Raw genomic sequence first — 12794 nt, 5'->3', positions numbered from 1 at the left:
CAAACGCATTGCAGTTTCGCAATCATTCGAACGGTACGTAGAGGCTGCCATTTGTGCAGTGCGAGGCCTGGTTTATCGGTCGGAAGCCTCAGTCATCAACGAGAAACGTGAGGACTCGATCAGAGTCAACCGGCCCCGTGTATCAGACCGATCAGTTGTCTAGCATTGAATTCGAGAGTCATTGCCACCTCACCCACTGGCACGTCCCATGCCTGAGCCAGCAGCTCAGCCGTTTGGCCTGAGCTCCACGGCATGACTGTGGCACCATTGACCTGGGCGAACGGCCCGTCGCTTTCAGGAACCACGCGATCACGAGGCAGCTTCTTGGCAATCGCCTTACCAGATGCCGAGTTGAATGCTGCCGGCCCGACGCTGAACCAGCATCCCTTATCTGAGGCGGATTTGAGCTCAGCAGGCGTACCCGTAAACCAATGAAGAACTGCTGTACCAAAACCCGGGTGGTCATCGAGAATCGCCAGCACGTCTCTCACTGCCTGGCGCGAGTGAATGCTAAGCACGCGCCCACCGACGCTGGCGCATTGCGCGACCACAGCAGTGAACACTTCACGCTGAGCGTCGAAGCTGTGCTTGAACCGTTTTGAACCATCCAATCCCACCTCACCGACAGCAGATGCGTATTTGATCTGCTCGATCAGGGAGTCGAGCTCAGCGTAACGCTCATGGACGATTTCCGGATGCAGTCCCGGTGTGATGAGCACATTTGCATGACCGCCAAGCACCTTACTGGTGGCGGAGAATGCCCGGGGGCTGGTGGTAACCAGCCAGGTGAACATGTTCCTCTCCACCGCTTGCGCGAAGACCTCCCGTGCATTGGGATAGAGGTCGAGATGGCAGTGAAAATCCATCAAAGCAATCCGTCTCCGGTTAAAAGGGCCTCCAGCTCATGGATGCCATTGGTGAGCACAGATCGATACTGAGGTCGTTCAGGAATAGGAGCAAACGCTAGTGATGCTCCCAGGAACCTGTCGATACCCCTATCTCGCGCCGTAAGTACCGCCAATGCTACAGCCATCGGATCATCTGGCCCGCTGGATTTGTCGCTCCCTACCAACCTTGGGAAGACGTAGTCGGTTGCATCGCCCCCCGATGTCCAGGCACCGAAAGCAGCCCTGCGAATCATACAAGGCACGCAGCGACCGCAGTGACGTCGATTGTAGGTACGAAATCGCCCGCAGCTGGTCGTATCGGACGCCAGCGCTTGTAGGCGCGGCTGATCCAGGCACTCATTCATCATCTCGCCTTTGGTCTTGAACCGGTAGGGCAACTCCAGCTGCACCGAGACGCCAATACCATCGAGAACCTGCTGCAGTTTGTTGATGAACAGAGGGTGAGTCGTGCGAGTACTCAGGCTCGATACTCGCCCAGGAACCAGTGGAGGGTTCACGCAAATGAAGCCGTTCTCTGGGATGTAGATTGTCGGGCGCGCGACGCCGAGCCGAGACGCGGCCAGCACGGCGAAGGCATAGAACGCTAGTGAACGACCACGCGTCGACGGTTCACGCGTGCCTTTGAAGCTGATTCCATGACTCCACTGATAGTGGGCATCAGCACCCCCAAGCAAGGTTGCATATCGGCGTTGGCGTTCGGAGTCCTCGTGAGCCAGCTGAGAAACAAACAGAGGCCGCCGGCCCTGGGCCACGAGATCCAAGCCACCGATGAGGCTGTCGAGACCACCAGACAACAAGGAAACGCAATCTTGATCCTTGGCGGTGAAACGTCCTTGAGGGGGTGGCAGGCCTGCATCCGTGAAAATCAGAGTCCAATAGTCCCCGGTCAGTACCTTCAGCAGTTGCTCAAGCTCCACCTTCCACGGATCCCATCGCAATGGCTCGTGAAGCCCCACACTCAGCTCAATTGTACGAGTCCAGCCATCAGCACTTGTACTGCGCATCGCGCAAAGATCGGTCGCACAGACGGCCAAGCAGAACTGAACGAAGTCCCAAGCCGCAGGGGTTGGGCGGAACCCTTTGCGCTTCAGAGAACCGTGCCAACTCTTGGCGATCGTACCGACACCCTCACGCCTGGCGCTTTTGAAATAGGTAAAGGCGCGCTCCCCTTCGGCGAGTTGTGCGGGAAGACGGGCAACGCTGGTACAAATGACCTTAATCATTCTGCAAATACCTCCAGCGCGGTCTGCAGCACATTATGCGCAAGGGTCTGTGGATCGATTCTCTGCGCCGCTAGACCTTCCATGATTCGCTGCACCTCTCCGTGAACCCATTGCTTGATGTCATTACGGAACGCCTGGATCTCGACTGGCGAATACTTGAGCTTTTCATAAGTCTGGCCCAGCTGCAGATCCATCCGGTTGCAGACTTCGTTGGCGATCGTGAACCCGATTACCGCTGTGATCTGCTGATCATCAAGCTGAAAAATATCGACGTTGGGATCCTGCTCGTACAGCTGCGCTAACGCATCGGCGGCGGCGTTTCTCAATGACTCATCGTCGACACTGCCGGTGTCCGGCATGACTTCCTTGATGAGCTCCAGGGCAAGATCGCTGGCCGAAAGGTTCTGGCCTCGAACCCTCTGAATCCAGTCGACTACTTGAGGATCGGTGCCGGCCCTGACCGCTTCGAGGAACGATCCCAGTTGCCCGGCGCCTTGAGCAACCCCACGCATGGTGTTGCTCGCGCGCCCTGCTCCACCCATACCCTTTTTGATCATGCTGCTGGCAGCGCCGCGAAGCGCGTCACGACCACCTCCAGACAGGTATTTGCCCATCTGGGATCGGGCCGGCATAAACCTGCGATCTGGCGCGATGTCCTGATCCTGGGCGGGCTCTAAGCCGGGCTCACCATTTTCAGGTGCATCCTGGGGAATGCCCTCATCACCATCTGGAGCACCATCTGGCGCTGGCCCACCGACAGCATCGCCCTGATCTAACCATTCCGGATCAAAGGGCGAGCCCGCCTTGCCGCCACCACTGGATGTAGAGGTACCCATCAGATTCCATTCCTTTGCGCAGGTCGAGGGGCGCTCTTCAACGCGGCCGTAATAGCATTTTTGGTCGGTTTACCCACTAAGGGATCATCCAGCCACATCGTCAGCGTTTCATGTGACCACTGCTCAGCTCCCAAAAGCGGGATGAATCCCGGCCCGAGCATTTTGGCAGGCGCGAGCCTGATCAATGCTGCAGCGCGCTTTCCAAGAGCTGGATAAACCCTGCACGGCTCGATCAGCATGATGAGCTCGTCCTTCGATTTCCAAGTGCGGCTGGAGGCCGTACCTTGCCATGCCTTTTCCATCGCAAGCTGGGCCTGGTTGGCATCGACTAGCTTGATGGCTTGCGTGAGCTGATCATTCGAACTGGTGGCGACTTTGAGTACATCGCGCAGCTCCCGGGAAGCTGGCGTCATGTTGTCGTCCCCAAAATCTCGCGTAGCCGTGTCACGACTCAGGTGCAACAGGGGGCGCAAGTCCTGAGCACCGAGCGGAGGAGCTAGCTGCAGCCACTCAATCACGAAGGAATCATTGCTGAACGGGGTGGGTAGATCTCCTCCCTGCGCCGCAATGGTCTCGGCGTCCAGCAATTCTCGGATTTCCCCATCATTGTCGGAACTGACCATCCCAGAGAGGGCTTTGGCGAGATCCTCGTTGTAACGCTCCAGCAAATGCCACTTGGCCAAAGACGGGATATCCAGCGTGATGCCCTGGGGCGCGGCTAGCGACTCACGCAGAAAGACCGTGTTTAGGAAACGCTTCATGAGCCGTGGATTCGCGCTGATATTGGATGACTTGAACATCAGGGTCGCCAAACCTTCGGCCAGATCCATCAACTGCTGAAGTCGTGTATCAGTGCCCACCAGATCATGCAGAAATGCTGAGGTGATCGTCTCGCCAAGCCAACTCCTGGCCAACCTACGCGGTATGTCCACTTTGGCTTGGTCGAACTTTTCAGGCGGGAACATTCCATTCCGGGCCTCTCGTTCCAACAGAAGAAGCACCAGATAAGCCTTGGCTTCGTTCACGCCGATACGCGGCACATGTAGAGGCACCTGGATCAGCTTGTCAAAGTAGTTAGTGGCGATGTCGCTCGTGATGCCGGTGCCTTCGAAATGTTTCTTCACGGCACCGTGGATGAATTCATTGTCGGCAGCGATCACGAAAGCCGTGCGCTTGAGAAACAAAAGCAGCCTGATGGATTCTAGGGTCGAGATTGCCGTCTCCGGCAAACACCGATCCAAGTCGTCGACAAACACCACCAAGGTGATGCCAAGCTCTTCTAACAGCTTTTCGAGTGCGGATCTGAAGGCATGAATTTCGTTAGGCAGCGACAGAGGCTTCGCCGGGTTCAACAGACCATCGGCCTTGAGATCCAGCGGCTCTCCCTCTTTCTTGTCTCCCCCCTCAGCCGCGTCGCCGTCTGAGCTGAAGGCGTTCCAGAGACCTGAAACCTTTCCGATAGCCTTGCCGATCGCACCGACGGGCACACCTGTGGTAATCGTGATCGCAGCCTCGCCCCCAAACTGGGCCAACCGCAGAAGATTGATGCGCTTCAGGAGGTCGAGGGCTTTCTTCAGCAGCGTTTCATCACCCTTCGCCAGCTTCAGCACTTCATCGCCGACGATTTGCAGCAATGCACTTCGAGCGCTTTCGAAGTCTTGATACAGCCACGGGTTGAAGGTGATGACAACGTATCGGTGTTCGGGTTGGGCACCTGCGGTAGCAGGTAGTGACGGGGCTGCAGAAGCCACCGGGGTTTCGAGGCGGGCGGCGATCATTTTGACCAGAGAGGACTTACCCGCCCCCCAACCACCTGACACACCTATCGAAATCGGCTCGCCACGACTCTGCCGCAGAAGGCTGGCGCAGGCATCAGCCACCACGCCAAAGTTCAGATAGTCAACCGTTGTCTCGTTGTCATGCCACATGGATTGAAGTCCGTTTCGGGTTTTGTGCGAGGAACGCTTGGCCACTTAATGCTGCCGGCAGCAGCGCCAAAGCAGGGCTGAGAAAACGTCCGTATAATGAGTTAACTGCGCTGAGTTACGTCCAGTGGTGAGGCCGGCAATGGGCTAACTCCCCTTGGGAGCTCCACAGCACGCAAATAGGATCCCAAAGATTCTAAGTCGCTTTCATGGCAACACGCCATACCAAAACCTGATAAATTCGGGCCGTCTACAACCTCTCCATCACCCTAGATGCAGGCCGAGGCCAATGAGTACGGCACTCAGTCGCACTTGGTTCGGTATACAATACACACCGTGTCGCAATTTCCCGTCCTCAGAGGGTCGCACAATCAAAAATCGGACAAAGATCCAATCCTGACGGTGGCAACGGATTTCCTGTGAGCCCTCTCAATAATTAACAGATCAGAAATACAGCATCGTTAGCTCTTATGAATTTTGACCCAAGTTACCGGACTCGATTGACCCACCCTTATGCACTCTAAGCGATTGCCTTGCTTGATATCGCAGAGGCTGCTGACAGATCATTCAAAATCAGCCACCTGGGTCAAAATCGTATCGGCACCAACAATATCGAGTCCACTGAAGAGCTCTTCATCCGACCTAATAGCAGTCCAATCGCGGCACAATGCTCATAGTGAAAAAAAGCCCGGCACTCTGCTCATAATTTTTCGCCATCTCGGATTTGGTTAGTCTTCAGACACCAACAAATTTGAAGGACGATCATGGACAACCAACTACGAAAGCATTCGAAAGAACTCCGCGAGGCTGCCGGCGTCAGCGTCAATCTGGCCGCGATGTGGGCCAACGTTGCCGAGAGAACCTGGAGATCCTGGGAAACCGGTAGCGGCAACGTAACCTCACGCTTACCCTCCCCTGCTGCGCTGTGGAGCTTCCTGGCTCGTTCAGGGATCAACCTACGAAAACTGGATCTTGAGATTGATGTAAAACCACGTGGGCTCGCGCTGGCTATCGCCTGCTACAAAGGAGGTGTTGGAAAGACATCTATCACTGTGAACCTCGCAGTCGCACTCGCTGAGCTGGGCTTTCGGGTAGCAGTCGTGACCAATGACTATAACCACCGTTATGCATGCGAAGATGGCGAACAACCATCCCCAGACAGTTGGGCAAGTCGAGTTGGGTTCTTCGATGAGCGCGACCTCATCACATTCCCATCGGCGGTGAAGCAGCGTCGCAAGCGGATTCGCGATCAACTGGCGGCTTTGCCCCCAAACGAACAAGCGAAGTACCAGTTCGTTCATGCCGATGAATTAGAAGCACTGGAACGAAAACAGCGAGCTACGGAAAAACTTAGTGAACTGATCGCGCGTCATGATTACGTGTTGCTTGATGTGAACGCTGAGCTCGAACTGGTACGGCGCTTTGCAAATCTGGTTGCCGTGGTCGTGGACACCAACTGTTCGATGGCTGTGCGCAGCGCTGGTAGATTCGTCTCGGCGCTGCAGAACATCAAATGCCGCGAGACAACACCTAGCTACTTCGGCTTGCTGACAAACTGTGATGTCGGAGGCGTCAGCACTGAGCTCGAAGAATTCGTTGGCGATTTTGTGGAGCTGAGTGATGAACAGTATCAGGACATCATCGACTCGAAATACACGACCTGCCGGCGCCGCGAGCGAGTGCTCGAGCTGATCGACTCACTGAAGTTTCCTCCTCTGCATACTGAGCTGACCGGCGCGTACCGGATCGCCATCGAGATGCTGGAGGACGCCCCTCCTCCGGCGCAGGAATACGGGTATTTCAGCGCATTCGTGGATTTCGCACCGCGCTCACATGCCGCTCGGGAGATGCGTCGCCTGGCAGATGAACTCATCCATTGGCGACTTCGCAACAACTGGAAGTGATATAGAAAACTCGGTTTGCAGGGCATCCTGCTCCACTCGGCTCTGCCAAGGGACGCGCAGCGACCTGGGAGTTGGATAGTGCTTGGATTGTTCAGCTTGATACTCAGACAAGGTAAGCCTGACGAACGGACGGCCAGATATCCGGCACTCCGAGGGCGTACCAAATCCGCATATAAATCCGCATACTTTGAGTCTGTATCGGGCTGAAACCGTTGTACAGCAGGGGCTCCATGGTTCTGGAAAATCCGCGATCCGATACCGGCTTTTCCTTCCGTCTGAGTCCCGACCTGCTGATAACCCCCTAGAACGATCTTGGTATCCGCTCTCAGCGGATGATGAGCGAAGGCTCGGCACTGCAGCAATGGACGGAGCCTGCAGTCAGAATGGAGCAAAAGCTGGATGGCTCGATGTAACCTGTACAAATTCCAAGTAAGGTTTCCCATGCCATGAGCATCGAAGCAAAACTCCTTCATCTCCAATCCATCCAAAACCTCCTCGCGCCATACCGCTACCTTTATTGCGTTGACCTTAAGGCAACCTGTGATGAGGTCGGTAAGTCGGAATCACCAAGGCAGTTAGCAGTCGTCCCCGCCCAGATGGAAACGATTGAAATTGGCCTGGTGGTGATCGATCTGGAAACGCTTGAGATCGTCGATGAGTTCCAGCGCTTCGTTCGACCGCAGATCAATCCCATCTTCACCGAAAAGCTCACATCCATCCAACAAACGAACGTCGACAGTGCAGGAACCTATGTGGATGTTGGCCAGGAGCTAGGAACCTTTATTGCGCGATATCCAAACGCTGCTTGGGCATCGTGGGGTGACTATGATGCAAGGCAGCTTGAGCGAGACGCAGGGTTTGCTGCGTGCCCTTCCCTACTCCAAGGCTTAACCCATTTCAATGCCAGGAAATGGCATGCAGGCTTGTATGACGATCGGCCGAAATCACTTAAGCAAACGGTAGAGTCGTTGGGCTTGGTTTGGCAAGGTACCTATCACCGCGGAATCGACGATGCCAGGAACGTTGCAGCCATCATTAAGGAAATGCTCGGCTGATTAGGTGAGCCGCGGACGCTCAGGTGAAATCAATGCACCCTACCCACAACCAAGGCGTCGCTAAGTGGTTCGACGACCCGGGATATGCGCTCAGCCTGGATAACCGGATTGAAAGGCACTCCAACCTGATGCTTGCAGGGCCTCGACCAATCGGTACACTGATGGCGTATCGCCAGGCACGCGAACATAAGGGTTGTGCGCGAGGTCGGTGCGAACCCGCATCGTCTGCTGCGGAGTCAACATCAAGGCGACCGTGGCGTCATCTCGATATAAAAGGCATTTTGTGATTAATCTTTGAAGTTAGGGGTTTGTATGGGCATCAAAATGGATCACGCCTTCGACCAGAATGGCGATCGCTGGGAAGCTGACACGTACACGAAGGGAACTGGCGCCGAACCTTTACAGTGCAAACGCGGTACTCCAGTCGCTCACAATCCTCCCTACACCAAAGAAATGTATGACAAGCCGGTCTTTGTCCAAGGCTATTTTCGCCTCTATCCTAAAGGTGCTCACGCTGCAAATTGTCGTTTCGGAGTGGATGAAGAGATCAATGAAATTGCCAGCACCTCCGAAGACCTGATCGAAAGTATCCAGCACAACCGGTACCGGATGCGGTTGGTCATGATCAAGGAGGCACTGGAAAAAGCCGCTTCATGAACATGAAGTGATGAACATTTTTGGTCGTTGTATGCTCGTAGAGCCCCATTGTACTGGGGCATAGCGTGTCATGAACAATAGACATCGCCCATAAAACCTGAAAACCGGACTTTGCTTCTAATTACCATTCTCCCCAAAAATCAACGATATAGGTGGCCTACAGCCATACGGATTGCCGGGTAATCTTGCGCCCTGTTCTCAAGCAGCAGTATTGCCGGGTTATGTCCACTGCGTACCAGAAATTTACTGATCAGTCTCATCGCAAAGCCATCCAGTGTCGCGACCTGATACTTGAAGGTGCGGATACGGGCGCGCTGGTGATGGGCTCGGAGCGCAGCTACGCCGGCGTTGGTATGCGTCAGGATTAACGAGGTGCTATGTCAGAAATGTTCATGAGCGGCTAGCCGCCACTAGACCTGCAAGGCGTCGGTCGCAAGCCGGTCCCCAATAGCCGTATTCTCTCCCCTATTGAAAAAAATTGGGTAGATGTCACTAGGCAGTGGGCGCCGTAACGCCCTCGAGATCCATCGATTCCAGCAGCTCTTTCAGTGAGTCGACCGGTGAGTTGCTTATCATTCGATGCGTTGGTTTCTTACGCCAAAACCATTGATCCAAGGCCTCAGCAACAGGTGTTTTTTCTATCCGCGCGCCGTGACTGAGCCAGTAGCGGAGAAGCTTTATGGCTGACTCCACCGTTATTTCACTATCGGAGCGCAGGCACTCCAAGCTCGAACTGATGAGATCCAGCGATGCGGGCATCTCCAGATTGCGAATAGCCTCAAAAAGGCCGCTGATGTCACCTGCTGAGTTTTCTTTAAGCCGCTGCACAAGCATCTGGGCAATGTTTTCAGGGTTGTGATGCGCAGCCAGCATTATTATGTTCCGCATGGGAACGCCGGTCGCTTCGCTCAAAAGCAATTCGAGCTCATCGCGAGTCATAGGGATCTGTTTGCAAATTTCTACAGCCACTTTACTGATCCAGCCGGATGTATGCAAAAGCGCTCGCTTTACCTCCTCATGCTTGAACTGCAGGCTCGCCACGTTATCCCAGACGGGCGGCGGGACATCTACGCCAGCCAGCATCCTGAATATGGAAGGGGGTGAGCCTTCGTCGAGTCGATTGAGCAGTTCACGTGCCTCTTCGGCCAGCGCGAAAAGGTTGAGCGGCAGTGACCGCGCTACAATTCGCATTGTTGAATGCGCGGCAGCTGCATCATGTGGCCGCACCCAGCTAAAGACATCACTAACAGGTGCGTTCATGAACCCCGATGCCCTCACGAAGGCAGAAAACTGGGGGAATCCCCGCCATAACTTTTGCGGTCGATTCTCGGTGATTTCACTGTGGGCGAACGCCAATGCGATTGAGCGGCACAGTTCGTGGGATGCCTGAACCCATTGAGCATCATTGCCTATAAGCTCTGCTGCCGCCTCGTACGTTTTAGTTTCTCCAATACCGAGCGAAAGCTCTTTGATCCCGCGTGATCGCAGGACTACGTTGAGCTTCATGATGAACCCTACGGTTAGGAGCCCTTTATCGCCGAGATCATTCCTCACGAAGGATTCAACGCGATCATCCGACTGTGCTTTCAGAGCCCCCAACGTTAGATGTTGCAGAAGATCACGGTTGCTACCGTCTTTTCTGTCCAGAAGATTACTGAGGCTGAAGGGATTCAGACCTGGTAGCAGCTCCGCAAGCGCTGCTGCCACGGAGATAGCGTCGTAATCTGAGGGCCCACAGGTGACGATCGCTCCCCATGCCACGAGTCTGACGTCGGCATCAGTAGCCTTTAGCCTCAAAGCGGCTTCGTCCGCCACCAGCCGGAAGGCTTTCGCTCCGACTGTAGAAAGCGACATTCCTATGTCGAATCGATCTATAGCTCTCCTTTCCACCGCTATGAAGGACTCTTGGATCAATTGCTTTAAACGACTATCAGAAATCAAAACGTCTTCATTTTGGAGCAAGGCCAGAGCTTCCCGCAGTTGCCCAGGAGTCCCGGCGGCGTGACGGTCGAGGTACAGCCCTACCAACTCGTCGGCTAAGCCCATTGCTACCGCAAAGTCGAGAACCTCCCGCATACTTGGCTGCCCAATGATGTGCGTCATTACCTGTAAGGAGTGGCGTACCGTATAGCGCGCAGCTACGAATTCGCAGAATGTCTTATGGATAAAGGTCAACAGCTCTGTACCACCGTGAAAGACCTTTTCAACCAGCCCTACCCGTTCCCAGTGAGCCACGGCTTTGCGGACGTCACTACGGCAAATCAACGCTGGCTTAGCAATCAGAGGGGCTAGCGTGTCCGCTGATCGCTCAACCAGCGCGTCGAAACTCATCAATGGGTCACACATCAGGTGCCATCCGATGATGTCGAGAACGTAGATAGCAATATCGGCTTGCTCCGGCGCGCCATCGACTGCATGTTCAGTAAAAAGCTTGATGAGTTCGGAATAGAGCCCAAACCGTGTACGGGGAAGTGCCCGGTGGCGATGAATCAGCGCGGCAGACATCCCCAAGAGTTGAGGGCTGATTGCGACAGCTTCGCTGGGCGGAATTTTCTCCGGTGTGTCGGGTAAAACATTAGCATCGCATGGCTGAGAAAATTCGTTTGCTGACTCCTTTACGGCAGTCATCAGCATTGCAAGATTGGCTGCGCCTTCAGATGTGACGGGAGGCAGCAGACGGTAATGAGTCCAGTCCGATAATGCCGCGGTTGCGTAGCCGATCGGCCGAGTGGTTACTATGACCCGCGCATTGGGATGCCCCTGTGCAAAACGATATATATGTTTCGCGACTTCATGATGCTCGGCGCCACACTCGTCAAGCCCATCCAACAGCACAACCCAGTTCAATCGCTTCGGGCCCATGATTTGCTCTGGCGAAATTCCGGATCCGCTCAGAGAATGGCTCAACAGAAGATCATAAAAGGCTCCCCCCGCTGCCATAGCCGCTGCGATGGGCTTGAGTGAAGCACTTAGAACTACGAAACCATCCCGAGCGTACTGATGAGCCAACTCCTTGATCATCGTGGATTTGCCCAACCCCGGGCCTGCTACGACAACAACTCGGGTCCTGAAGCGCCCGGCCCACACAGAATCGTATCCACCGCCACTGTGCTCCCGCTTTGTACTTGAATGATAGAGTTCTAAAGCGGTCGAAACATCAGCTGCCTCCTGGCGTTCGAAGCTAATCTGCCCTAGATGCATCGGAAGCAGATGTGCAATCGGAATCTTGCGCCGTATGCCAGTGATCGAGAAGTGGTTACTGGTCTTGGCAACCCATTCGGAATGGCGGTTGAGTAACGATGCAGGGAAATCATCGTCACGTATGGCGATCATTTCACTTTTCAGCAGGTGCACAAGATCCTGCAAAGTCCATCGACCTCGCTTTGCGATGGACTGGACTGCACGTTGGCACAGCGTATTCCACGCCGCTTCAGCCGCGTCCTTCCTGGCGCAGACATGACGAAGAACCTCCTTCGCAGCAATAACGCTCGTGTCTTCAAAGCTGAGGCCATGAATCACTCTGATCCGCATCGCCTGGCATACCCTCTGTACAGGTATGTTCGCGGCCCTCAATCGTTTGTTCCAGTCTTTGCCTATAGCTGTAAGGGAATCTGTCCGGCCCTGCCCTAGTCGTTCGATATCAACAGCGAGATCCTCTGCAATAGTCTTGCTCGTATCAGATGCCACGACTAAGAGTCCGTACGGGAAGGCACCGGTGTTTATCGCCTCTGCGATTGCCAGCAGTGCTGTCCACAGATGGTCGCCACGCACAAGGCCTTTTTTTACCTGAACTTCAATTGCCTGGTCGTTTTCTAGCTCGATACGAAGATCATCCCCAGGCCCCTCGCTTTCGGCCCACACTGCAATCGGCCTATCGTGGCATAGACCGTCCAACCAACCCAATGCAGTTCCCCGAAGGATATGCACGCCCACGATGGCGGTTACCAAAGCCTGAAAATGAACCCCACCGCCGATAGCGGTGCCTCCGCCGGCTTTTTTGGCACGAGGGGCGCGAGGAGTCTTCGGCTTAGTAGGTTTTCTGGTTTTAATTGCCATCGCTGACCGTCTGCCTGCAGTGTCCAGCGCACGACGCTATTGGCGGCCGAGCAATGGGAAAATGTTCATGAGCGCCAGCGCGGATGGCTAGCGTGTGGCCGCGCAGCGGCGAGTTTTTGCTGGTGGAAGCACATCGTGATGTTGAAAGCCTACACCATGCCGCGACTTTAAATATTGGAAAAACATGCTCGCCCTCCCTACAATTTAACCTTTATTCATCGCGGTGGACT

The 12794-nt window shown here is 54.8% G+C and carries 8 protein-coding genes and 1 pseudogene; 3 read left to right on the top strand and 6 right to left on the bottom strand.

What is annotated here, in order from left to right; all coding sequences use genetic code 11:
- Positions 1-125: 125 nt before the first annotated feature.
- From qatD to POF45_RS01800, 4 genes are read right to left on the bottom strand one after another with little or no spacing between them, the layout of a single operon-like run.
- Entirely contained in the window at positions 126-866 is a 741-nt protein-coding gene (gene qatD / locus POF45_RS01815; RefSeq protein WP_282314882.1) for a Qat anti-phage system TatD family nuclease QatD, read from the bottom strand.
- Positions 866-2131: a Qat anti-phage system QueC-like protein QatC gene (qatC, locus tag POF45_RS01810; RefSeq protein ID WP_282314881.1), complete on the bottom strand. Its 1266-nt coding sequence runs from the start codon at positions 2129-2131 to the stop codon at positions 866-868. Before qatC ends, qatD begins: the two co-directional genes overlap by 1 nt.
- Complete coding sequence (locus tag POF45_RS01805) at positions 2128-2967, bottom strand: hypothetical protein (protein ID WP_282314880.1); 840 nt, start codon at positions 2965-2967, stop codon at positions 2128-2130. Before POF45_RS01805 ends, qatC begins: the two co-directional genes overlap by 4 nt.
- Positions 2967-4895: a KAP family P-loop NTPase fold protein gene (locus POF45_RS01800; protein WP_282314879.1), complete on the bottom strand. Its 1929-nt coding sequence runs from the start codon at positions 4893-4895 to the stop codon at positions 2967-2969. The genes POF45_RS01805 and POF45_RS01800 overlap by 1 nt, the downstream gene beginning before the upstream one ends.
- A 761-nt stretch (positions 4896-5656) precedes the next feature.
- Here POF45_RS01800 and POF45_RS01795 point away from each other — a divergent pair.
- The 3 genes from POF45_RS01795 (at position 5657) to POF45_RS01785 (ending at position 8508) form a co-directional block, all read left to right on the top strand.
- On the top strand, positions 5657-6796 hold the full coding sequence (locus POF45_RS01795; RefSeq protein ID WP_282314878.1) for an AAA family ATPase: 1140 nt from the start codon (positions 5657-5659) through the stop codon (positions 6794-6796).
- A gap of 446 nt (positions 6797-7242) precedes the next feature.
- Entirely contained in the window at positions 7243-7851 is a 609-nt protein-coding gene (locus tag POF45_RS01790) for a 3'-5' exonuclease (RefSeq protein ID WP_282314877.1), read from the top strand.
- Between the two features lie 312 nt (positions 7852-8163).
- Positions 8164-8508 carry a hypothetical protein gene (locus POF45_RS01785; RefSeq protein WP_282314876.1) on the top strand — a complete coding sequence of 115 codons (345 nt, stop codon included), beginning with the start codon at positions 8164-8166 and terminating at the stop codon, positions 8506-8508.
- Positions 8509-8657: 149 nt separating this feature from the next.
- On the opposite strand, the pseudogene POF45_RS01780 reads toward POF45_RS01785, so the two are convergent.
- A pseudogene (locus POF45_RS01780) lies at positions 8658-8873 on the bottom strand (UvrD-helicase domain-containing protein); the annotation flags it as partial.
- Between the two features lie 127 nt (positions 8874-9000).
- Positions 9001-12564: an NACHT domain-containing protein gene (locus POF45_RS01775; protein ID WP_282314875.1), complete on the bottom strand. Its 3564-nt coding sequence runs from the start codon at positions 12562-12564 to the stop codon at positions 9001-9003.
- Positions 12565-12794 lie beyond the last annotated feature (230 nt).

This window comes from Pseudomonas fungipugnans, from assembly GCF_029955235.1.
Taxonomy (GTDB): domain Bacteria; phylum Pseudomonadota; class Gammaproteobacteria; order Pseudomonadales; family Pseudomonadaceae; genus Aquipseudomonas; species Aquipseudomonas fungipugnans.
This window is presented reverse-complemented; position numbering and strand designations above follow the sequence as displayed.

Bases quoted from the DNA above. Each gene is read 5' to 3' on its own strand.
- POF45_RS01785 (WP_282314876.1), top strand. From the start codon at position 8,164: ATGGGCATCAAAATGGATCACGCCTTCGACCAGAATGGCGATCGCTGG.
- qatD (WP_282314882.1), bottom strand. From the start codon at position 866: ATGGATTTTCACTGCCATCTCGACCTCTATCCCAATGCACGGGAGGTC.
- POF45_RS01775 (WP_282314875.1), bottom strand. From the start codon at position 12,564: ATGGCAATTAAAACCAGAAAACCTACTAAGCCGAAGACTCCTCGCGCC.
- POF45_RS01795 (WP_282314878.1), top strand. From the start codon at position 5,657: ATGGACAACCAACTACGAAAGCATTCGAAAGAACTCCGCGAGGCTGCC.
- POF45_RS01800 (WP_282314879.1), bottom strand. From the start codon at position 4,895: ATGTGGCATGACAACGAGACAACGGTTGACTATCTGAACTTTGGCGTG.
- qatC (WP_282314881.1), bottom strand. From the start codon at position 2,131: ATGATTAAGGTCATTTGTACCAGCGTTGCCCGTCTTCCCGCACAACTC.
- POF45_RS01790 (WP_282314877.1), top strand. From the start codon at position 7,243: ATGAGCATCGAAGCAAAACTCCTTCATCTCCAATCCATCCAAAACCTC.
- POF45_RS01805 (WP_282314880.1), bottom strand. From the start codon at position 2,967: ATGGGTACCTCTACATCCAGTGGTGGCGGCAAGGCGGGCTCGCCCTTT.